The organism is Ruminiclostridium papyrosolvens C7, assembly GCF_000421965.1.
Lineage (GTDB): Bacteria > Bacillota > Clostridia > Acetivibrionales > DSM-1351 > Ruminiclostridium > Ruminiclostridium papyrosolvens_A.
This window is the reverse complement of record NZ_ATAY01000033.1, coordinates 32,160-55,971: the sequence shown is the minus strand read 5'-3', so window position 1 is coordinate 55,971 and position 23,812 is coordinate 32,160. Positions and strand designations below refer to the sequence as shown.

Sequence of the window (23,812 nt, the reverse complement as noted above, 5' to 3'; positions counted from 1 at the left end):
GGTGTACATTATGACAGAATACTATTCAACCAAAACAAATTTTTTCGGAAACTCAAATCCAGAAAAACTAATAAAGGAATATGGGAGTCCCTTGTATGTCTACAATGAAAAAATATTGAGACAAAAATGCAGAGATATGAAGAATCTTGTGGATTACAAAAACTTTATTCCAAACTACTCCATAAAAGCAAATTCAAACCTTACTATTCTGAAAATCGTCAAGGAAGAAGGACTCAGAGCTGACGCCATGTCTGCAGGAGAAATCCAGCTTTTGCTTCACGCAGGGTTTAAGCCTGAAAATCTGTTTTTTGTGCCTAACAACGTATCGGAATCAGAATTAAAGTATGCAGTTGACAATGGTGTGCTGGTAAGTGTGGATTCACTTTCACAGCTTGAAATGCTCGGTAAAATCAATCCGGGAGGAAAGGCTGCTGTAAGGTTTAATCCGGGAGTTGGAGCAGGACACCACGAAAAGGTTGTAACAGCCGGAAAGAAAACAAAGTTCGGAGTAAACATTGACTGTGTAGATAAGGTAAAGGCAATTGCCCAAAAGTACAATATGAAAATATGTGGTGTAAACCAGCACATAGGTTCATTATTTATGGAAGGCGATTCCTACATTGAAGGTGTAAAATCCTTACTTACTGTAGCAGAACAATTTGAAGACATAGATTTCGTTGATATGGGCGGAGGTTTCGGAATTCCGTATAAAAAGCAGGAAGGCCAGGAACCACTTGATTTGGCAAGCTTTAAGGAAAAACTTACACAGGTTCTTGAGCAATGGACTGACAAATATGGAAAGAAAATATTATTTAAAACTGAGCCTGGCCGTTATATTGTTGCTGAAAGCGGAGTGATTCTGGGTAATGTTTATGCCACAAAGGCCAATTATGGAAACAAGTATGTTGGTACTGACATTGGATTCAATGTACTGGCAAGACCTGTTATGTACGATTCACACCATGATATAGAAGTGTATAGAAACGGAAAACCTTTAAATGATAGTGAAGTGGAAAAGGTAACCGTAGTAGGTAATATCTGCGAGAGCGGTGACATTATTGCAAAAAATAGAGAACTTCCTGATATAAAAGAAGGAGATATACTTGGAATAATGGATGCGGGTGCCTATGGTTTTGCAATGAGTTCAAACTACAATATGAGGCTAAGACCTGCAGAAGTACTTATCAAGGAAGACGGTGAGCCTGTGCTGATAAGACGCAGGGATACTTTTGAAGACCTTATAGCAAACTTCAATATATAATAAAAATTACAAACCATAACGGAAAAGAGGATAATAATGAACAAGGTAAGAATAGGTATTGTAGGATATGGAAATATTGGAAAGGGCGTTGAGGCAGCAATCAGACAGAATAGTGATACTGAACTTGTTGCCGTATTCACCAGAAGAAATCCTGAAAGTGTAGTTTTAAAGACTCCCGGAGTCAAGGTAGTAGAGATAAAAGACGCTGAAAAGTATAAAAATGATATAGATGTAATGATTCTTTGCGGAGGTTCTGCAACAGACCTTCCTGAACAAGGGCCTGAATTTGCTGCTATGTTCAATATTGTTGACAGCTTTGATACACATGCAAAAATTCCTGAGTATTTTGAAAAAGTAAATAAAGCTGCTGCGGCTGCAAATAAAACCGCTGTTATATCCGTAGGATGGGATCCCGGGCTGTTCTCAATGATAAGAATGTTGTCAGGTGCAATTCTACCCGAAGGCAACGATTACACATTCTGGGGCAAAGGAGTAAGTCAGGGACATTCTGATGCTATCAGAAGGGTAACCGGAGTAAAGAATGCAATTCAGTATACTATTCCTATAGATGATGCGGTTGAAAGTGTAAGAAACGGAAAAAATCCTGAACTGTCCACAAGACAGAAGCATTTGAGAGAGTGTTTTGTTGTAGCAGTGGAAGGTGTGGATAAGGCAAAAATCGAAGCTGATATAAAGAATATGCCAAATTATTTCGCAGATTATGATACAATAGTTCATTTTGTAAGTGAAGAGGAACTGAAAAGTAACCATTCCAGAATGCCACACGGCGGATTTGTATTCAGAAGCGGTAAGACCGGTATAGATACCGTTAACAATCACATTATAGAATTTTCACTCAAACTGGACAGTAATCCTGAATTTACTGCAAATGTGTTGGTTGCATATGCGAGGGCTGCTGCACGCATGAACGGTGAAGGCAGCTACGGAGCAAAAACAGTATTCGACGTACCATTGTCATATTTGTCTGCAAAGAGCCATGCTGAGCTTATAAAGGGACTTTTATAAGCTGATTTAGAACCAAAACTCATTATCTGCCATAGTATATAGTATTATTTTTATGGCTGCAGCTATGCGGGTAGGAGGTAGTAATGAGTGGTTCAGCATTAGACAATGTTACTTGGAAGGGTAACAGCAGAAAAATGTATAAAGCAGTAATGTCTTCAGTTCCTTCAATTTTCAGATCCACCATAAGACGTGAGATTGAGAGTTGGGTTGTGGAGCACAAAGTCAAAGTTGTTACTGAAGATTTACTTTTGAAAATGTTTTATGAAAAAGCTCCAAAGGGTTATAAACAAAAGCTTGGCCCGAAACTGGAGGCAATGAAAACAACCCGCGGAGAAACACGCGGAGTATCAGAAGAAGAAAATACTGATTCTGAAGATGAAGAATAATTTTATTAATTAAATGGTAGGTACAGCGCACCGATGAGTGTAAGCTGTATCTGCCATTTTTTTTTCCCGTGCTTGTCCACAAGCAACCGGTTGTAAATAGTGTCACCAATTTGCCTTATTTTTTAGAAAGCAAATAAGGACATTGTTAAAATGGGAGGGAATTCTTAATGATAGAATTTTTCACTGATTACTGGTTTGTTGTATTAATTGCCATAGGGTTTACAGGGTACGTCATTTATCTGATTACAAAACACCGTTGGAAAAAGTTAAGAGAATTGGCATATAAAATGATTGTACAGGCTGAACAAGTTATTACGGGTACTAAAAAAGGACAGGAAAGGTTCAATGCCGTACTTAGCCAGCTTTATAATGTTATGCCTCTGTGGCTAAGGATTTTTATTCCAAAAAAACCTTCTTGAGAAAAAACTTCAGCAATGGTATGAGCTTATAAAGGATACGCTGGATGACGGAGAAATAAACCACTCCACAGAACATAAAGAAAGTACGGATATAGATAATTTATAGTTCTTATGCAGGCTTATTGATTAACTTGTAAAAGCTTGATATTATACCATTACATGGCAAAAAAGAAAAGGAGATGGTATGCTAATGAAAATCAAGGGCCTTTTTATTGTTTTTACACTGCTTTTAACAGTGGTGCTCAATTCAGGTATCGCTTCAGCTGACAGTACGGTGCCGGATACTTCCCTGATCTATGGTGACTACAACAATGACGGTAGCATTAATGCATTGGACTTGGTAGGGTTTAAACAATACCTGATGGATTCGGAACGAACATACAATAGTTGTATGGATCTCAATCTCGATAATAACGCAGATTCAGTGGATTATGCTATTTTGAAACAGTATTTGCTGGGCATAGTAACTACACTGCCTATAAATGCTCCGGCAAGTAACATTAAGACAGGTGTTAATTACAAGATAATCAACCGTAACAGCGGCAAGCTTCTGGACGTGTCCGGCGCATCTGTTGCTGATGGCGGAAATGTCATTCAGTGGGGGCTTACAGGTGGGGCAAACCAGCAATGGAGTTTTACTGATGCAGGGGGAGGATACTATAAGATAATTAACCGTAATAGTGGAAAGCTTCTGGGAATACTTAACTCGTCAGTTGACAATGGCGGTGATGCTATTCAGGAAACAGACAATGGAAGTAACTCACAAAAATGGAGAATGGTTGATATCGGCGGGGGATATTATAAAATAGTTAACATGGGAAGCGGAAAGCTTCTGGAGGTGTTAAGTACATCTACAGCCAATGGCGGTGATGTTGCCCAATGGACTGACAATGGAGGTAAAAATCAGCAGTGGTACCTCGTTGCTCAAACAACAGGTAATATTACATATACACTGGTTAGAGAACAAAATCCAACAGCCGACCAATCCGATGCGTATGCAAAAATAAAGGCCGCTATGGATTCGGCAGTTATGTATTATAATAATCTCACTAATATCAGCAAGCAGTTAACCGTATATTACAACACATCAGTTTCCACAGCGGATGGAAATATCAACGGAACTATAAGGTTCGGCTCATCAAGAAGTTATATGGACACCTGTACCGCAATGCATGAAATTGCTCATACTGTAGGTGTAGGACAGAGTTCAGGTTGGTTCTCTTTAGTTAAAAACGGCATTTATACAGGAACATCTGCCACAGATGAATTAAGAAATATCACAGGTGTTTCAGCAGATGTTTTGCATGGCGACAGCCAGCATTTTTGGCCCTATGGATTGAACTATTCCAGTGAGGTAAAGACTGACGCAGATTACATAAATCACTGTAGAATTGTAAACCAGTTTAAAAAAGACGGAGTATAAGTATAAGTTATGTATGGGAGGTATGGAATTGAGAATGAAAATTAATTTGGTCAAACGTATTTGTTTAATGATTCTCATTGTAGCAATTTTAAGCCTGTGCTTGCAGGTAAATCTATATGCTGAAGGTGATCCCGGAAATGATGGCACATTAAGTACTGCGTCAACAGTAAAAGGGGTTACAATAGCAGACTTGGGAATTCCATCAGGGTCACTGGAGGGTTCTGTTACACCCGGAAAAGTGCTGCTAAATGGGATTCAGGCAGCCGACACATCAAATGCTGGAGCGTTCATCACACTATTTGCTCAGAATGCTCCCGGGGCAAAGGTAAAGGCAGTCAAGTATAAAGATGGAACATGGACACACTACTTTGAAACGGATGCAGCATACGCAAATGAGCCTATATCAAACAATGACTTTTTTATAGTAAAGGTAACATCATCTTACAATACACAAATAAGATACTACAAAATAATAGTGACAGTTGACGCACAGGCACCCCAACTGGGGTATTATCCCAAGGAAGGCCAGATACAAGCCGCTGGAACAAAGAAAGTGGAAGTACTTGTGAAGGCTGACGATTCGGGGACGATATACTATATAGTTAGTAAATACGCTCCAAACCCTACCGTCGGACAGATAATGGCAGGAAAAGACGGATATGGTGACCCGGCTTATGCCTCGGGCAGTACAACTATAACAGCCAACCAAGAAAAGAGTATTATAATAGATAACCTCCCGGATTATTCTACCACATATGACATCTGGTTAGTGGCGGTCGATTCAATTGGAAATATAACTGTACCGTACAGGACGGATATCAGAACACCCGGAGAAACTGCCGGAAGCGAAGCAAAATTGGACTACATGTCTACAATAAAAGGTAACCCAATCGGTTATTATAATACTGGAACACCCGCTTCCACTATAGGAAAAATAGTGCCAGGATCTGCAGAATTAACTTTAGCTCAGGCAATTAATGAGACCAATATCTGGCCTTATATAACATCTCTGAGAGCAACCTATGCTCAAGCTGATGTTAAGGCAGTTAAGTATGCAAACGGAGCATCAACGGCAAATTTTGAAACGGACCCTGCCTACGCAAATGAACCTATAACTAACAACGATTTTTTTATAATTAAGGTGACATCAGAGGATGGTTCTACAGCAAGTTTTTATAAAATTATCGTAAAATCAACACTCTTGACATACAAACTGCCACAGGTGACAAATGTAACATTAGATGAGACAGGTACAGCCAAATGGGATGATCTTGCAAATGAATCAGGATATGTTGTACAACTATTTAGTGATTGCGGGGAAGTAGGCTCACCGATAAATTTGCCAGCAGGAACAACCTCTTACAACTTTTTAGCAGCTATGAGAGCAGCAGGGGAAGGCAACTATAACGTAACTGTAATGGGAAAAGGAGACGGTATATCGTATACAGACGGACCATGGTCAACTCACTCTGTAGCTCAGACGGTGATTCAACTCTCCACAGTATCTGAGGGCCTCAATTGGGACGGGGACGTGGCAAAGTGGACCCAAGTACCCTATGCCGTTAGCTATACCGTACAGGCATACAGAGACGGAAAGGCATGGATAGTTCCTGTAACTGTGACTGCTGAAAAAGCGGCGGCGGGATTTGATTTCGGGCCATCAATAAGTTCGGCTGGAGCAGGTAAATATACTTATAAAGTAACGGCAAAGGGAAACAACACACTTATTTTGGATGCGCCTGCCCCATCACCATTATCCAATGAAAACATAAAGTTATCACCAATCAGCAGTACAATATTAAGTTCAGCATCGACTATAAAAGGTGCGACAATCAGCGACATGGGAATTCCCAATGCGGATCAAACCCTTGTTGCGCCGGGGAGGGTAACGATAAGTGCAACCAGGGCTGCTGATACTTCTAATGCAGGATTATATATAACCTTATTTAAACCAAACGACCCAAAATCAAAGGTTAAGGCAGTTAAGTATGTAAACGGAGCCTCAACGGCAAACTTTGAAAAGGATTCAGCATATACAAACCAGACTATAAAAAATAATGACTTCTTTTTAATTAAAGTAACAGCAGAGGATAATGTAACAATAAGTTACTACAAAGTTGCTGTAACTGTTGAGGGAACAGTACCCAGCATGGGGTACTATCCTGAAGCCGGGCCTATACAGGCTGCAGGCACAAAGAAAGTTGAGCTGATTGTAAAAGCCAATCAATCAGGAAGGGTATACTATGTAGTTACAGGAGACGTTAATTATTACGACCCGACTCCAACAAAGGAACAGGTATTGGCCGGTAAAAACGGAAAAGGCGGGTCTGGATTAGCTTCAGGCAGTGTACCGATAACAGCCAATGTAGAGGAGAGAATAATAATAGATAATCTTCCGGGGTATTCGACAACCTACAACGTATGGGCAGTGGCCGTTAATGAAGAAGGAAATATGTCAGCACCATACAGAACAGAGGTAACAACCCCCGGACTGGCAGCAGGCAGTGAGGCTAAATTAGACTACATGTCAACAATAAAAGGAAATGCCATAGGTTATTATAATGTTGGTACACCGGCATCGACGATAAACGGTGTTACAGCCGGGACAACAGTGCTGACTGGTACCACTGCCGCAAATGAAACAAATGCCGGATCATATATTACATTATTCAGAGGAACTTATGCTGAAGCGGAAATAAAAGCAGTTAAGTATGCAGAAGGAGCTTCCACACAAAACTTTGAAACAGATGAGGCATACGCAAACACTGCTATAGCAAACAATGACTTTTTTATATTAAAAGTAACCTCGGAGGACAAAAAATCAGTAAGCTACTATAAAATAATAGTAAAAGTAAATCCTTGATGATTTTTAACAAAAACAACAAAAGCCGCACATTGTGCGGCTTTTGTTGTTTAAAGCTTTATTCCTGTATTGTTTTCTTTTTATTTTTGAGCAGCAGGGCTGCAACCAGACCTATAAGAGCAATAACACCTGCGGTTATAAACATATTTCTGTAGCCTGCGCTTATTGCAGTCTGAAATGTATTTTCAATAGTGGCTCTTGCGCCTTCAATCTTATTTAGATAATCCAGCTTCCAATCACTGAAAACTTTATCCAGATTGATTTGTGAAGCAGCTCCTTTTGGTGCGGCAGACATTGCTCCAAGTATCTTATCCTTGATTGTTGGTATTACTTTATCAAGCATATTTGAGGAAAAATCTTTCAGAACATCCACAACATTAGTAACATCGGCTGATTTTAGTTTTTCTATGGCATTGCTTGAAATACCGCCTCCGCTTGTCATCTTGGACATGTCAAAGTACCCGGATACATACTGGGAACCTGGAAAAGTAGGTGCGGATGGTTCAGGCATTACTGCCATTACTTTACCTTGAACACTCTTACCTGCTTCAGCTATAAAGTTAATCATTATATTCGGAGAAACGGCAATTCCGATTGACCTTACCAAAGACAAGGTAGATAACGCCGAAGCGGATTCACTTTCACTGACAAATGACAGCATAAGGTAATTAAGGGGAGTACCCATGGTGAAACCCATGCCAAAACCTACAAAAACAAGGCCTATCATTATTGAGACAAAGCTTGGGTAAGCTGTAGTAAAAAATGCCAGGAATAAAGTTCCAAAGGCGGTACAAATCATACCCAGAACCGTTACCAGTTTTGCAGAGTACTTATCAATAAATTTCCCTCCAAGAGGTGCACTGATTCCTGCGAAAACCGACATCAATGTAACCAGATATCCTCCGTTTCCGGTCTTAATCTTTAGAATGTTTTCAGCGAATTGAGGGATGAAAACAACCCCCATAAGGCCAACACCTGTTATAAAACCCAGAATAAGAGTTAAAAGTATCTGACGCTCCTTAAAATATCTAAGGTTTAAAATAGGATCTTCTGCTTTAGTTTCTATAAAAATAAACAACGGTAAAGAGATGATAAACAAAATCAGGAAAGGATAAACATCCCAATCCCTTATACTTTGACTAAAGTGGAAGTAATCCAGGTTTGTAAGGGCATACATAAGGCTTAAAATCATAATACTCAGTACCAGACTGCCTTTTAAATCCATCTTCTTCCCGGTATCGCCCAGGTTCTCCTTAAGATTATAGCTTAATGCCAGAATCAACAAGCTTATAGGAAGGTTTATAAAGAATATCCATCCCCAATGATTAACTCCAGCAATATCCAGAATGGATGAACCCATAGTTGGGCCCAGAATTGTGGCAATGCCATAAACTCCTCCTACAAAACCCAATGCAGTTCCTCTTTTTTCAGGAGGGAAACTGTTTCCTATAAATGCATTTGCTATAGGCATTATTCCTCCTCCGCCGATAGCCTGAATAACTCTTGCTATAAGGAAAAATGTGAAATTCCCGTAAAAATTGGATAAACCGCAAAGTAATGAACCAAGCGCAAAAATAATTATGCTGGTCAGATAGACCTTCTTACGTCCGTATCTGTCTGAGAGCTTACTAACAATTGGCATAGCTACTGCATATGCCAAAGTGTAGATAGTTACCATCCAAACACTCAGTGACTCGCTGATACCGAAGCTGTTTCTAATTACAGTTCTGGCCGGGGACACAATACCGCTGTCTATAGCCCCCATAAAAATACCCAACAAAAAAATCGCCAGTACAACAATTCTTTTCTTATTGTCGTTCTTAGTACTCATTGTATTCATTTTTTTCTCCTTTCTGAACATTGTTCACTTAATATTAAAAAAATTTTAAATATTCATATGACTATACAATTCGTCAAATGATATATACTTGGTTTTACTCAGATACATCAGGTTCGAAACAATAAAATGAGACAAATTGTGCGGTGTCAGCATAGATTTTATTGTTCCGTTTGCCTTTTCAATATTTAAAATTCCTTCAACCATGATATAAAGATCTTTCATATCATCGTCCCTTTCAGGACTGTAGCCTTTGAGCATTGAAATTTCGTAGAAAATGGAAAGATATTTATCTACAAACCCATCCAAATAAATGTATATCTTTCGGATCTTATCCTTTAGGGGTTCCTTTAAAGATTTTAGGTTTTCAGACAATGCTATTATCTTTCTCCAGTCGTCCATGAAAATTTCATGGACAAACTTTTCTTTGTTTTCAAAGTAGTTGTAAAATGTACCTATACCAATACCGCAATTTTTAGCAATATCCCGTATGTTCAGTTCCTTGTAGCTCTTTTCAATAAGAGTTTTTCTGCCTTCCAATATTAAGTTTTCCTTTATATTCTCAATTATCTTTGGCACATAATCACCTTTTATATGAACGATGTTCATATTATAACACCCTGTAAAAAAAAATAAAAGTTAAAATTGCACAAAAATAATGTTTATTAACCGGGTATAACTATTCTATTGCAGGAAATTCATTTTAATACATAGAATATGTGTAGAAGAAAGGGGATGAGAACATAAGTGGAGCAAATAAACGAAACGTACCCGGAAAAGCCTTGGGAGCTTAAACCATGTAAATTTGAAGAATTGGAAAACAAGACAAGGCAAATGATGGGTAATGAATACTGGGAGAAAAACAAAGAAGATTTAATAGAAAAGTGGAAAGAATCCGTAAACATAGAAAACAAAAGGATAAAACTGCTGCGTTTTCTCTCTGAAAAGGATAAGGCTACCTTAAATGAAATTTATGAGGCTATGGTAGAAAAAGATAAAAACGAAGTTCTTAAAATACTGGCAGTCATGAAATTTCAAAAACTTATAGAAGGTATTGATAATCGGTTAATAATGATTAGTAACCTTGGTAAAGAATATTTAAAGAATTCCTAAAGAAGAGCCGAATGGTTCTTCTTTATTTTTTATGGTTAACGATAAATTTAGAATATATAGTTGAATAACTTGATTTTAATTTAAAAATCATTTACAATATAAACATTAAATGGCAAATAATTCATTAGTTTGGCAAATATATTATTTATTATAAACTTTTCAAAAAAATGTAATTAGAAATATCGAATAAATACTTTTTTTGTTTTATTATAGTACACAGAAGCCAAATGTCTTTATTTTTAGACATACCTTATAAGCATAACTTGTACAAGCTCGGATAGACATAGAAGAGATGTATCATCAGATAAGATTATTTAAATGCCTTATGTTCATAGCTTTTAAAGTACAACTTTATATTAATTGCAATATGATGTATTAAAATTTATAAAGTTTCAAAAGAACACCAAGGATAGGAGGTTTGGAATAATCTATTTAGGTAAGAGTTTTGAGTACGGTATTTTTAAACTTAATTAGGGGGGCGTGTACTAAAAAATGAAAATAAAATCAAAAATATACATTATATTTTCAGCACTAATCATATCTTATTTGTTCGTAGCAATTGTGTTTCTTAGAATATCAAACGGTGTACTAGACAACAATTTCAATAATCTCACATCAACTTTAAGTAAAGACGCAAATCAAAAGGTAAAGAGTCAATTAGAGAACATTACAAATCAGATAGGCTTAAGTATACAATCAATAGAGAACAGGGTAGACGAATCTATGTTAAATGCCGCTTACGTACTTCAAGAAATGGATTCAGCTAAAACACTTTCCGACAGTGATCTTGATGAAATATGTAATAAACTCGGGATGAGTGACCTGTATCTGACGGATCAGAATGGAGTTTTTATTGCTTCAACTGAAAAAGCTGCAAAAGGGTTATCATTGTTTTCCATATGGGAGGGGTATAAAGACCTTATTAACGGAAAAGCTCAGGTATTACCGTCTACTTTGAAAATTAAAGAAGAAACAGGACAAATATTCAAATTTACTGCAATACCAAGAAAAGGGAACAAGGGTATCATTGAGACTGCATTGGATTCAGGAGTGGTCGAACAGGCATTGGACATTTATGTTGATAATAGCAACAGCAACGGAATAACCTCAATTCAGATCGTTGATAATTCAGGTACTGCATTAACGCAAAACCTTAAGAAGGGAATCAGTGCTGAATGGAAAAAGGGTAAAAAAATAGAAAATGCAGTTGTGAAACAAGTATTTAAGGACGGAAAAGCTGTAATGAGCATAAATGACAAAAAGGGGGATATATTCGCACCTGTCAAATATGGAAACGAAATCAGATATGTGATGCATGTAAAGTTAGATACTGCAATATACTATAGCGAAGTAACAGTAGCGAAAAACAGTCTGGATTCCTCTCTAAACAATCTTAGCTTAAATCTGGTACTGTATACTTTGCTTTCATTCGCTATACTTTTAGTATCGCTCTTGATACTGTTGCTGTATCTGAAATTTGTTCTAAAATCATTGAACAAATTTGCAAATGTCCTGAAATCAATGGGTAAAGGGAATAATTCACTTGAAACAGTGAATGTAAAAGAGGCAGAGTTGAACGAAATCCAGGATGGCATAAATTTTGTCACAAAGAACTATGAAGAAATCATAAAAACAATTAAGACCAGTATCGGTAATGTATCCGGCCTACAGCAAGAGTACAGTAAAAACATGAACCATGCATTTTATACCATAAAACAGATTTCTCAGGCTTCCGGAGAAATGGCAGCCAATAACGAGAAGGAAATGCAACATGTAGATGAAATAACAAAGGTTATGGGTGCCATGATTAGCACTTTGAATAATGTAAACAGTGCTACACATTCTCTTAAAGATATGTCCAACAAGACTCATGAGTATGTAAATACAAGCGATGAAGGTCTGAGTAAAATAACAAATGCCATGGAAAGAGTAGAAACAGAAGTTATAAACAGTCACGAAAGTATCAGACAGCTCATTAACAGTTCAAACGAAATAAGCGGAATTGTTGAGTTTATAAACAGCGTGACTTCACAAACCAACCTTTTGGCACTTAATGCTGCAATAGAAGCAGCAAGAGCAGGAGAAGCAGGAAGGGGTTTTGCGGTAGTTGCCGAGCAGATAAGAAAGCTGGCTAATGACAGCTCCGAAGCAACCAGCAGGATAGTCGAAATATTAGGTAATATTAAGAAGGACATACAATCAACTACCGAGGGTAATGAAAAGCAGATTATTGTTATAAATGACAGCAAGTCTGAAATTGACTCGGCAAAGATTGCATTAAAAGGACTTATTGATTTCACTATCAAGTCAAGGGAGCAAGTTGAAGAGGTTACAAACAATGTGGAACTTCTCAGACAAAATGAGAAAACAGTAGAAGAGGTTGTAGAAGTAGTTAATCAGGCTATTGAGTCTAATGCTGCAAGCAGTGAAGAACTACAGGCTACAATAGAAAATCTTCTTGCTTCTATGGAATACCTGTCAACATCTCAAAACAGTATAACAACTGAGTTGAAAACACTGGATAAACTATAAAATAATATAAAAGTATACTTTAAGGCTGTGAGTGAACCGAGGTTCATACACAGCCTTCTTTCCGGCCTTTTCACTGCCGGAATATGTTTCAAATAAATAGGGTTTGATGTAAAATAGATATAAAATGCAAAATAATGATTGAGGAGGATATTTAATTTGGATAAATCAATATTAGCAGATTATCTTGATTCATTGGAAACAAAAGGTATTCCCGGCTGCGATTGCGTTATTTTTCACAATCACAAGCCGATTTTCCGCCATACTACCGGTTTCGCAGACGCAAGAAAAACAAAGCCCTTGACCTCTGCAAATACATACTGGTTATTCTCAGCAACAAAGCTTATAACATGTACTGCGGTTATGCAGCTTGTAGAAAAAGGGAAAATTTCACTGGATGCTCCCGTAGCTGATTACCTGCCGGAATACAAACATTTGAATGTAAAATGTGGCTCTGAAGTGGCGCCTGCTAAAAATACACTTACAATAAGGCATCTTCTTTCCATGCAAAGCGGACTGAACTACAACCTGCAGGCTCCATCCATATTGAAGGTGCTTAAGGACACAAAAAATGAGGCCACTACGAGAGAGGTTATACGGGAATTGGCAAAAGAACCTTTAGAATTTGAACCCGGTACCCATTTTCTGTACAGCCTTAGCCATGATGTACTTGGGGCTGTTATAGAAGCAGCATCCGGACAAAAGTTCGGGGAATATCTGTATGAACATATACTAAAACCTCTTGGGATGAAAAATACCGGCTTTGAAATAACATCTGACAGAGAAGCAAATATGTCTGAGCAGTTTGAATTCGATATGGATACTATGACATCAAAACCCATGTCCTTAGTCAACAGCTATAAGCTTTCCAATAGATATGAAAGCGGAGGAGCCGGTCTGATATCGACGGCAGATGATTATATTCTGTTTTTAGATGCAATGTGTAACGACGGTGTGAGCGCAGACGGATACAGAGTGCTTACAAGAGAATCTATTGATTTGATGCGTAAGGATCAGATGAACGACATTTCTAAAAAGGATTTTGATGAATTCGGAAGAATAGGATACAGTTATGGACTTGGTGTACGTACTCTTATTGAAAAGGAAAAGTCCGGAGTTAAAAGCCCCCTTGGAGAATTCGGGTGGGATGGCGCTGCAGGAGCCTATGCAGTTATCGACGTAGAAAACCATCTTGCTATTTTTTATGTACAGCATGTACGCAACTGCGGTTATGCATACTCAGATATTCATCCAAAGATCAGAGACCTTTCATACCAAATGTTAGGGTTATAAAATAAATTAGATATTAAGATAAGCATATTAGCCATAAAAACTACACGGAAGTGTAAGTGGTTAATATGCTTTTTTATTAATTCGAGAATTAATAAATTATGTTAATTATTAAGTTTAATCCGGCTAATATTACTAAAAAACAGGTAAACATAACTATTATCACCTTTTACATTGTAGGTATGGTAATATAAGTATATTACATTATAAGTATTTTGCCGACGATTTAAAAACTGAATACAGGGGGGATATATGTATGAGATTACAACCAGTAGAAGAAATACTAACATCTTGGAGGAGATGTATTAATTCTGGTTTGATTAATTCAGCTGCTGCTGCGAGTACGTATATTGGTGAAGATGCTTTACAAACTGCATTAAACGAAGGCAAGCCGTTAATATCATTATTTGATGAAATATGGAGGGAGTTGGAAAACCTTACGGTAAACAAGAATTTAGTTTTTTTATTAACCAGTACTGAAGGAGTCCTTTTAAAAAAAAGTGTTGCAGAGAATTGAACAAGAAAATTGAAAAAATAGGGTTAAAAATTGGAATGTCTTTTGCCGAAAGGTCAATAGGTACCAACGCAATAGCCTTGTCCATAAAAATGAAAAAACCTGTTTATACCACACCGCTGCACCATTATTGTGACCTTCTCAGAGAATTTTATTTTTATTCAGTACCGCTGGAAATCAAAAAAAGCGATATAGGCTATTTGGCTATATGCAGTCTAAATGAGCCTATTAAGGTTGAACTTGGCGTTATCGCTAACCTTACAGCCTACAAAATTATCAATGAGTTGAAATCAAGTAAAATAAGTTCAAACCTGCCAGACAAGAAGGATTGTTTGTTAAACAAGAAGCAGTTGGCGATTCTTAAGCTAATCGCCATGGGTGTACCTGATAAAACTATAGCACTTGAAGAAGGCATAACCATAAATACTGTTAAGTACCACAAAAAAAGCATTTTTAAAAAGCTTGAAGTAGAATGTTCGGCACAAGCCGTAATTAAATGTTTAAAGCTTAATATTATGTCTATAGACCAGATTGATTGTTAAAAAAAGTGTGAGGGATTGACTACCTTTTAAGGTAGTTTGTCCCTTTTTTTATATTTTACTACACTAAGACACAATAGTAAATTCAGAAAATATTATATAAAATGACAATTAATACATCATATTGAATAATATTCTGATTTTAGTTTAATTGCTAGTACGGTTCTAATTTGTTTCTTTTTGCATTTTATAGTAAAAAACGAGAGAAGGATGCCAAAAATGCCATTTATTGAAGTAAACAATCTGGTAAAGGATTACAAGCTCAATGTAAGGAAAAAAGGGTTATTAGGTTCACTTCAAAGTCTGCTTGTTCCTGAGTACAAAATGAAGCGTGCTGTTAATGATATCAGTTTTTCCATTAACAAAGGAGAAATGGTAGGTTTCATAGGCCCCAACGGTGCAGGTAAATCTACCACGGTAAAAATGTTAACGGGAATACTGGTACCCACTTCAGGCTCCATAACAATTGACGGTCTATGTCCCTATAAGGAAAGAAAAAGAAATGCTATGCGCCTCGGAGTTGTGTTTGGTCAAAGGACCCAACTATGGTGGGATTTGCCTGTAATTGATACCTTTGAACTCTTGAAATATATTTACAAAATACCTGAACCCAGATACAAAAAAAATATGGAATTATTTAATGAATTATTAGAAATCAATTCATTCATAAGTCAACCGGTAAGACAGCTTAGTCTTGGGCAAAGGATGAGGGCGGATATTGCAGCTGCATTGCTGCATGACCCTGAAATCATATTTTTTGATGAACCCACCATAGGACTTGACGTTATTGCCAAAGAAAAGGTACGAGAGTTTATCAGGTACATAAACAAAGAAAAAGGTACAACGATGCTCTTTACTACTCATGACATGCAGGATATCGAAAAGACCTGCCAGAGAATGATAATCATTGACCAGGGTGTGACAATATATGATGGCACGGTAGAAGAAATAAAAGAAAAGTACGGCACAAACAGAACCCTACAGGTAGATTTTTCTGAGAATGTTGAAAAAATAGATATACCCGGAATACAGGTAATTGAAGAGAAGGGAAGCAAAAAGAGATTTAAATTCCGAAAGGATGAAATCCAAATATCCAGTCTTATAAATGAATTAACTCAAAAATACTCTATTGTGGACCTGACAGTTCAAGAACCTGAAATTGAAGGAATAATCAGAGAAATCTATCAGGGGGGGATCAAGTTCGATGAGAGCCTATGTGGAGTTCGCTAAAAAAGCATTCCAGAATAATATTGCATACAGGGCGGATTGTGTAGCTGGTATTATTAATGCCATAATCATGATATTTGTCAATATATGTGTCTGGAAGGCAATATATGAGGATGAACAGGCTGTAGACGGTGTGCAGTTCAAAATGCTGATAACCTATGTGGTTCTTGCCTTCCTCATGCAGTGTATTTATGCTATGGATGAGTACCGCATTGAAAACAAGGTACGTTCGGGTTCTATAGGGTTGGATTTACTCAAACCTATTAATTTCAGCGGCTATATTTTTTCATATAATGTAGGTATCTTGATTTTTAGGGTTGTCCTGCAGCTCACACCTGCACTAATCATATCCATAATTCTTTTCAAAATGCTTCCGCCTTTTTCATTAACAATGTTCGCACTTTTTCTGGTCAGTATGATATTGGGTTATCTTGTATTGTACTGCTTGAATTTCATAGTATGGATAAGCTCATTCTGGTTTTATTGGACATTCAGCCTTGTAACAATCAAGGACGCAGCTGTAATGATATTGTCAGGGGCGCTGCTTCCTCTGTGGTTTATGCCTCAGGCAATGGTAGATTTTATAAATCTTACTCCCTTTGCTTCAATATATTATGTACCCATAACTATTTATCTGGGGCAAATGCCAATGGAGGAAATTGCTTTTGCACTTTTAAAACAGCTCATATGGGTTCTTGGTCTGTTTATAGTTGGCAGGCTCTTATGGAGATCAGCATTAAAAAAATTGGTTGTTCAGGGGGGATAGTCAATGAAAAAGAAACCATTATACAGTCCGATTGAAATATTTGTTTTGTTAATGAAGTATGCAAAACTCAGTATAAAGTCAATTCTGGAATATAAATTTGATAGAGTCTTTATCACAATAGCGATTTTTTGCAGAGAAATGATATCCGTTGTAGTCATGTTTCTCATACTTACAAGATTTGTACGGATAAAGGGCTGGGAGTATAACCAGATGTTCTTCCTGTACAGCTTTCTGTTTTTATCCTATAGCGTATTTGTGTTATTTTTTGCCGGTATGAGAGATTTTGACAATATGATTTATTCAGGGGAATTTGACAGGTTCCTGACCAGGCCTCTTGGGCTTATGTATCAGATAGTTGCTTCAAGGATAGATTTGAGCGCAGCTCTCGGTCACGGAATAGTTGGAATAATCCTATTTGCAAACACTGCATTTTCAGTAGGAATAGTCTGGAATGCAAAAAATATTTTTTATTACATAGTGGTTTTATTGACAGGGGCAGTTATACAGGCCTCAATATTTTTGTTTTCTGCCTGCTTCAGCTTCTGGACATATAAGGTTGACAATCTGAGGAATATGATATTTTTTAATGCCAGAAGAATTTCCGGCTATCCTTTGAGCTTTTATCCGGGTATCATACAAAAGCTGCTCATGTTTGTTGTTCCTTTCGCTTTCGTAAATTTTTTTCCTGCACAATATTTCTTAAGAAAAAGTGATATGTCTTCATATTGGAACGGCTTTCTCTATATGACGCCGGTGGTTGCCGTAATAATGTTTTTGCTTGTATATGCATTTTGGAAAAAAGGTGTAAGCCGTTATTCCAGTACAGGTACAGCAATGTAATGACTAGACTAAAGGAGGATTATTGTTTTGAAAAGCTATAAAAATCTGATTGTTATAGGAGTACTTGTATTCGGAATAGCAGCATTTCTAACGGTCAAATATGTTAACTTTAATGATTTACTTAAAAGCGTAGGCTATTACGATGACAAAGTAAGCGTTGTAAGTACTGCCGACATACACGGGCATATTATCTTCGACGAGGAAGCAGGGGGATATTACTCTCTGGATGACGTAAGTGTAATGATGGGTATGCCGTTAATGAAACATATCATAGACGGTATAAAGGAAAAAAATAAGAATACATTGGTTCTTGATTCAGGAGATCTGTTTCATGGAACCAACGAAGCAAACATAAATAAGGGTGAAGGAGTTGTTGAAGTAGCTAATTTAATGGGCTTCGATGCAATGACACCCGGTAACCATGATTTTAACTTTGGTTATGACAGGCTGGTTCAAATTATAGACGAACTAAAATTTCCAATTCTTTCAGCTAATATTTATAAAGATGGAAAGCCGGCATTTCAAGAGTACAAAATTGTAGAAATAGGGGGCAAAAGAATTGGCTTGTTCGGTATGACAGAGCAGAATGCCCTTATAAATACAAATTCACGGGATACTGAAGGTGTAACCCTTGAAGACCCTGTAAAAATAGCAAAGAAAATGGTAACAACACTCAAGGATAAAGTGGATGCAATAGTACTTATATCACATCTTGGGGATGACATAGACAGAAAAGTAGTAAAGCAAGTAGACGGCATAGACTTAATTCTGTGCGGACACCACCACTTTTTATATGAAAAGGCTGAAAAGGTCAACAATACATATCTGGTTGAAGCCGGAGGATATAGTACCCACGTAGGGCTGGCAGATATGTACTTTAAAGACGGAAAGCTGGCAAAGGTAGTATGGAGCGTTAAAAGAACCAAAGACAAGGAAAAAGCTGACCCGGCTGTAAACAAGGTGGCAGAAAAATATCATGCAATAGCCCTAGAAGCTTCCAAGGAAGTTGTAGGAAAAACCAAGGAAAAGCTTGACGGTTTCAGAAATAACGTGAGAAGCAAAGAAACAACTTTAGCCAATTTGCTTTGCGATGCGATGCGTGAAACAGCGGGCGCGGAATTAACCCTTATGAACGGAGGAGGAATACGAGAAAGTATTCCAGCAGGGAATATCAACCTGTACTCAATTGGAAAATCTCTGCCATTTGTCAATTCACTTGTCACAATAGAGGTAAAGGGAGAAAACATATACACAGCAGTTGAAAGAGGTATAAGGCTGTATCCTGACGGAGGTTCCAATGGAGGCTTCCTGCAGGTTTCAGGTATAAAGTATACGTTTGACGCATCAAAACCTGCCGGTAAAAGGCTGGTAAGTATTACACTGAACGGTAAACCGCTGGACAGAGAAAAGTATTACAAAGTTGCTACGAATGACTATCTGTATAACGGCGGAGACGGATACGATGAATTGAAGGAAGGAAAGCTGCTAAACAAGGGCGAGCTTCTTAAAGATGTTCTTGCTAAATACATAAAAGAAAAGGGTGATGTTTCAGCGAAGGTTGAAGGCAGAATAAAGGTAGTAAATGAGAGGTACAAGTAAAATATTTTAAAGGAGTGTAAAACTTATGCAGAGACAGGAAATAGAAAGTAAGGTTTGTGAGGTTGTAAGCAGAGTTGCACAATTTAATAATGAGAATGTGGTGGCAGACAGTGATTTAAGAGACAACTATGGAGTTGACTCAATAGTTCTTGTGGAGCTGCTGGTTGAAATTGAGGATATTTTCGGAATAACCTTTGATAGCAGCTCACTAACCTATGAAACCTTTTCAACAGTGAATTCCATAACTGATTATGTTGACAATATATTGAATTCCTGAATACACAGTGATAGGACAGGTGACTATGATAAAACAAATGGGCAATGTACCCAGATACTTTGAGCCGTATGTAAATGATTGTTTCCATAATGCTTATTCTGCTGTACTTTTGCATATGGGAATGAATCCCAACATTATTCTTGCTGATTACCTTTCGTTTATGTATGACTGTGAAAACGGATATGTTGGAGTCAACTATTTTTACAGGCCAAATACAACGGTTGAGTTTACAGAAGATGAACTGAATACATCCCTTGAATTTGTATACCTGCCGCCAACAACTTTATACAGTCAGGCGGGAGTAAAAGAAGTTGATATAAGATACAGAGACAGGGTCCACATCAACATGTTTATAGAGGACAAGCCTGATGTGGCATACCAAAGATTGAAGGAGCTGCTGGGTAACGGAATACCCGTAGTTGCGGCTGTTGATTTGTTTTACATGAAGTATCACAGGGCATACGGAAAGGAACATGGTTTGCACTGTGTGGTATTTACTGGTTATAACGAAGAAGAAGGATTTTTTCACCTGTTTGATAAGTATAAGCTTTCAAGCAGCGACTTTGACGGGATACTGCCTATAGATGAGGTTAACTTGGGAAGAATGTCGGATAATCCCTTGCCGGGAGTAAATGCGACACAAAAAAGACCGGTTCGTAATCTATGGATGGAAATAAGCTCAGATAAGGATTTTAAAGTTACAGAAGAAAAATTGCTGAATGTTATAAGCGAAAGCTGCCAAAGAATGAAAGGCCAAAAAGAAGTTCTCGGACATAAGTGCGGCTTGGATGCAATTGATCTATTTTCAAAAAGTTTATTGGAAAAGAAAAATGAAAAGCTTGATGACGAAAAAGTGTACTGGTACAGGGTGTATCTGAATGGTACCCTGAAAAATATTTCAAGAAGCAGGAAACGTTTTAGCGTATTTATTAAAGAAATCAGTTCTCTGCTACCGCAACAAACTGTACCGGGGCTGTGTGTTTCATTGGAGGAAGCTTCAAAACACTGGGATATCTGTTCCAGTATTGCTTTGAAGCTTGGCATAAGGAAGTCGCTGGATATGATTGACGATTTGGTAAATCAACTTGATATTATCCGTGAATTGGAGAGCAGTATTGTGGAAAGGCTGGAAGGCTATCTGCAAGGCAGGAGCCTAATTAAATAGAAGGGAAGCGACTTAAGTGAAAGAAATTGAATACTCACCATGGAATCTTTTTAACGAGAGCTGTGAGAAGTACAAAGATAATATATTACTTATATATAATGACAATAAATTTACTTATGGCCAGATATACGAAAAGGTTCTGGATTTTTGCAATCTGATAGAAGGCTGGGATTTCAGAATCGGCGGAATCTACCTGCCGAATTGTACTGAATTCATTACAAGCATGTTGGGGTTAAACCGGCAGAAGAAGGTTTTTGTATCACTTTCGTATCAATTTAAGGGAGATACCCTTACAGACCTTATAAACTACACGGATGTTGAACTTCTGATAACAGATTCAAAGGGGTATACCTCTATTCTTGAAGGCATTGAAAAAATGAACATAAGGATAGTACTTGTTTTACAGGAAAACGGTACATTTGAAAAACATGAGTTCAAAAAAGATAAACGTGAGCTTACAGATGTAAAAGAAGATACTTTCGGTATATGCTTTACATCAGGCTCTACTTCAAGACCAAAGGGAATAGTACTCTCAAATCATGCAATTGTTGGAAATGCATTAGCGGTTGCAGAACATCTGGGTTTCACCAGTGATGAACGGACTATCCTACCAAGGTCCCTTGCTCAGGCAAGTCCAATATCAGGGGACGTGCTCATGGCAATAAGCCGTGGAGGAGGAATTATCCTTCTGAACAATGTGTTCCATCCTGCAATATTTTTGAAGGCAGTTCAGGAGTATAAGGCAACTAATTTTTACATAGTGAGAACAATGCTTTTACAAATTCTAGAGTATTCTCAATTGAAAAATTACGATATCAGCTCAGTTAAAAGAGTTCTCATCGGTGGAATGGTAAATCCAATGACAATATACCGCCGCGCAGCAGAAGCATTCCCGGGGGCAAGAGTTTTCAATGCCTATGGCACATCTGAGGCATCAGCAAGAGTAACCTTCGGTGAACACGAAGACGTAACAACTCTGCCGTGTGTAATCGGAAAGCCTATGAGAGGCTGTGGCGTAAAAATCTACAGGGAAGACGGAAGTGAAGCCCCAGTAGGTGAAATAGGGGAACTATACATAACCAGTGATTACATGATGGACGGCTACTATAATTCACCTGAGCTTACAAGAGAAGTTCTTGGGGAAAAAGGTTTCCGTGTAAGAGACCTGGGCTATAAGGACGAAAAAGGACGTTTCTTTGTACTCAGCAGGAACGATGACATGATTATGCAGGGCGGAAGCAGAGCATACCCAATAGATATAGAAGAAGTTATGCTTAAAAATCCGGTAGTCAAGGAAAGCGCTGTAATAGGTGTTGATGACGAGAAACTGGGACAGAAAATTGTTGCCATGGTAGTTTTGAAAGAAGGCTGTCAGGCAGAAGTAAAGGATATATACAAATGGTGCAACATACAGCTTGAAGATAGGAAGGTACCAAAGGAAATATACATAATATCGGAAATACCGAGAAATGCAATAGGGAAAATAAGCAAAAAGGATGTTAAAGAATTATACCAAAGCTTGAAAAAATGACAGGGGGAAATGTGAATGAAAAGAGAAGAAATATCAAAGGAAAGACAGCTTGTATTACTTACTGCGGTGGAAATGAATGATTCACAGGGTGATGAGCTGAAGAAAATGCTGGATGGCGGTGTTGACTGGTCCGAAGCAATATACCAGATGATTACACATAGAACCTTGCCTATGTTCCGGTACAACCTCAAGAAGTTTAATCTTTATGATTCAATGGAAAAAGAACTTCAAAGACTTATGGATACTCAGTGGGCAGTGTTTGGAGAAAGAAACAACTGCTATCTGGAAAAGCTTTCGGAAATACTTAAAGAATTTGAAAAGTATAATCTTGTAGTTCCTGTTCTAAAAGGAAACCTCCTTGCGAGTATAGTGTATCCTTCAATAGAATCAAGAATATTCAATGACTTGGATATGCTTATGAATCTGGATGACGTAGGCACTGTAGTAAAGGCTCTTGAAGATCTTGGCTATATACAGGGCAATTACGATGAGGAGAAGGATGTAATAGTAGAAGTACCAAGAAAACAAAAAGTTCTGCACCAGATGGCAACACATGAAATACACCAGTTCCTGAAACTCAGCGATAACAAGTTCGCAAAGCTTGTTGAAGTTGACGTAAACCACGACATTCTCTGGAAAGGCAACTGCCCTTACAAGGTAATGACAAAAGACCTTATACAAAGAGCAGTACCAGTTGAAATAAATAATACAAAGGGTTATATGTTGGACTACATAGATAATATTATCCAACTTAGCTGCCATCTGTACAAAGAAGCATGTCTTATGATATGGATAGCCAGCCTCAAAGACCTGAAGATTTACAAGTTTGCAGATTTATTTATGTACATACGCAAATTCTTTGACAAGATTGACTGGAATCTCCTTGTTGAAAGAGTTAAAGAGTACAAATTGGAGAAAATTGTTTACTATAACTTCTACTATATAGAGCTAATGTTTGGAGAAATAGTACCTCAGTTTGTAAAGGACAGCTTCAAACCAGAGGATCTTTCTTATCTGGATGAGTACGCCATTGAAAATAAAGAACCGTCAAAGTGGCCCTATGATTTCTTTACAAGGCTTTTTGACGTTAACAGAATTCTGAATATTGACCAGAGCAAAGCTACGGGTATGAACAGGTTCCTTGATGCAAAATTCGGCGAAGGCCAGTCATAAATAATTAAAGGCACTACAACTATATGCCAAGGAG

21 protein-coding genes are annotated in these 23,812 nt (G+C 37.7%); 19 read left to right on the top strand and 2 right to left on the bottom strand.

The annotated features are described in order from the left end of the window. Window positions 1-10: 10 nt before the first annotated feature. The 6 genes from lysA (at window position 11) to L323_RS31635 (ending at window position 7,378) form a co-directional block, all read left to right on the top strand. Window positions 11-1,261 (top strand): diaminopimelate decarboxylase, encoded by a 1,251-nt coding sequence (gene lysA / locus L323_RS31660; RefSeq protein ID WP_020815676.1) that lies wholly within the window; start codon window positions 11-13, stop codon window positions 1,259-1,261. Between the two features lie 36 nt (window positions 1,262-1,297). Beyond that, window positions 1,298-2,287: a diaminopimelate dehydrogenase gene (locus tag L323_RS31655; protein ID WP_020815675.1), complete on the top strand. Its 990-nt coding sequence runs from the start codon at window positions 1,298-1,300 to the stop codon at window positions 2,285-2,287. A gap of 83 nt (window positions 2,288-2,370) precedes the next feature. Further along, window positions 2,371-2,673, top strand: coding sequence for a hypothetical protein (locus tag L323_RS31650; RefSeq protein WP_020815674.1), 303 nt, complete (start codon window positions 2,371-2,373; stop codon window positions 2,671-2,673). Window positions 2,674-2,840: 167 nt separating this feature from the next. Beyond that, the gene (locus L323_RS31645; RefSeq protein WP_242835277.1) at window positions 2,841-3,092 is read left to right on the top strand and encodes a hypothetical protein; all 252 of its coding nucleotides are present in this window, start codon (window positions 2,841-2,843) and stop codon (window positions 3,090-3,092) included. Window positions 3,093-3,282: 190 nt separating this feature from the next. Then, window positions 3,283-4,515 (top strand): RICIN domain-containing protein, encoded by a 1,233-nt coding sequence (locus tag L323_RS31640; protein ID WP_242835276.1) that lies wholly within the window; start codon window positions 3,283-3,285, stop codon window positions 4,513-4,515. 34 nt (window positions 4,516-4,549) lie between these two features. Continuing rightward, window positions 4,550-7,378, top strand: a complete 2,829-nt coding sequence (locus L323_RS31635; protein WP_242835275.1) for a hypothetical protein — start codon at window positions 4,550-4,552, stop codon at window positions 7,376-7,378. Window positions 7,379-7,436: 58 nt separating this feature from the next. Here the strand turns inward: L323_RS31635 and L323_RS31630 are convergent, their stop codons facing one another. Both L323_RS31630 and L323_RS31625 read right to left on the bottom strand, forming a co-directional pair. Then, complete coding sequence (locus tag L323_RS31630; protein ID WP_031342056.1) at window positions 7,437-9,209, bottom strand: MFS transporter; 1,773 nt, start codon at window positions 9,207-9,209, stop codon at window positions 7,437-7,439. Window positions 9,210-9,263: 54 nt separating this feature from the next. After that, window positions 9,264-9,824, bottom strand: coding sequence for a TetR/AcrR family transcriptional regulator (locus tag L323_RS31625; protein ID WP_020815670.1), 561 nt, complete (start codon window positions 9,822-9,824; stop codon window positions 9,264-9,266). Between the two features lie 138 nt (window positions 9,825-9,962). On the opposite strand from L323_RS31625, the gene L323_RS31620 reads away from it, so the two are divergent. The 13 genes from L323_RS31620 (at window position 9,963) to L323_RS31560 (ending at window position 23,778) form a co-directional block, all read left to right on the top strand. Continuing rightward, entirely contained in the window at window positions 9,963-10,328 is a 366-nt protein-coding gene (locus L323_RS31620) for a hypothetical protein (protein WP_020815669.1), read from the top strand. A gap of 492 nt (window positions 10,329-10,820) precedes the next feature. Beyond that, entirely contained in the window at window positions 10,821-12,860 is a 2,040-nt protein-coding gene (locus tag L323_RS31615) for a methyl-accepting chemotaxis protein (RefSeq protein ID WP_020815668.1), read from the top strand. Between the two features lie 156 nt (window positions 12,861-13,016). Then, window positions 13,017-14,150 carry a serine hydrolase domain-containing protein gene (locus L323_RS31610; protein WP_020815667.1) on the top strand — a complete coding sequence of 378 codons (1,134 nt, stop codon included), beginning with the start codon at window positions 13,017-13,019 and terminating at the stop codon, window positions 14,148-14,150. Window positions 14,151-14,403: 253 nt separating this feature from the next. Then, window positions 14,404-14,664 carry a hypothetical protein gene (locus tag L323_RS31605; protein WP_020815666.1) on the top strand — a complete coding sequence of 87 codons (261 nt, stop codon included), beginning with the start codon at window positions 14,404-14,406 and terminating at the stop codon, window positions 14,662-14,664. Then, entirely contained in the window at window positions 14,661-15,203 is a 543-nt protein-coding gene (locus L323_RS31600) for a helix-turn-helix transcriptional regulator (RefSeq protein WP_020815665.1), read from the top strand. The genes L323_RS31605 and L323_RS31600 overlap by 4 nt, the downstream gene beginning before the upstream one ends. A 216-nt stretch (window positions 15,204-15,419) precedes the next feature. Continuing rightward, window positions 15,420-16,430, top strand: a complete 1,011-nt coding sequence (locus L323_RS31595; protein ID WP_020815664.1) for an ABC transporter ATP-binding protein — start codon at window positions 15,420-15,422, stop codon at window positions 16,428-16,430. Next, window positions 16,405-17,193 carry an ABC transporter permease gene (locus tag L323_RS31590; protein ID WP_020815663.1) on the top strand — a complete coding sequence of 263 codons (789 nt, stop codon included), beginning with the start codon at window positions 16,405-16,407 and terminating at the stop codon, window positions 17,191-17,193. The genes L323_RS31595 and L323_RS31590 overlap by 26 nt, the downstream gene beginning before the upstream one ends. Window positions 17,194-17,196: 3 nt before the next feature. Further along, window positions 17,197-18,033, top strand: coding sequence for an ABC transporter permease (locus tag L323_RS31585; RefSeq protein ID WP_020815662.1), 837 nt, complete (start codon window positions 17,197-17,199; stop codon window positions 18,031-18,033). A 27-nt stretch (window positions 18,034-18,060) separates the two neighbouring features. After that, a complete protein-coding gene (locus L323_RS31580) occupies window positions 18,061-19,632 on the top strand; it encodes a bifunctional metallophosphatase/5'-nucleotidase (protein WP_020815661.1) in 1,572 nt (523 codons plus the stop codon). A 25-nt stretch (window positions 19,633-19,657) separates the two neighbouring features. Continuing rightward, window positions 19,658-19,909, top strand: a complete 252-nt coding sequence (locus L323_RS31575; protein WP_014312346.1) for an acyl carrier protein — start codon at window positions 19,658-19,660, stop codon at window positions 19,907-19,909. 25 nt (window positions 19,910-19,934) lie between these two features. Next, complete coding sequence (locus L323_RS31570; RefSeq protein ID WP_020815660.1) at window positions 19,935-21,074, top strand: BtrH N-terminal domain-containing protein; 1,140 nt, start codon at window positions 19,935-19,937, stop codon at window positions 21,072-21,074. 16 nt (window positions 21,075-21,090) lie between these two features. Next, window positions 21,091-22,605 (top strand): class I adenylate-forming enzyme family protein, encoded by a 1,515-nt coding sequence (locus L323_RS31565; RefSeq protein ID WP_020815659.1) that lies wholly within the window; start codon window positions 21,091-21,093, stop codon window positions 22,603-22,605. Between the two features lie 15 nt (window positions 22,606-22,620). After that, complete coding sequence (locus L323_RS31560; RefSeq protein ID WP_020815658.1) at window positions 22,621-23,778, top strand: nucleotidyltransferase domain-containing protein; 1,158 nt, start codon at window positions 22,621-22,623, stop codon at window positions 23,776-23,778. The last annotated feature ends 34 nt before the right edge of the window (window positions 23,779-23,812 follow it).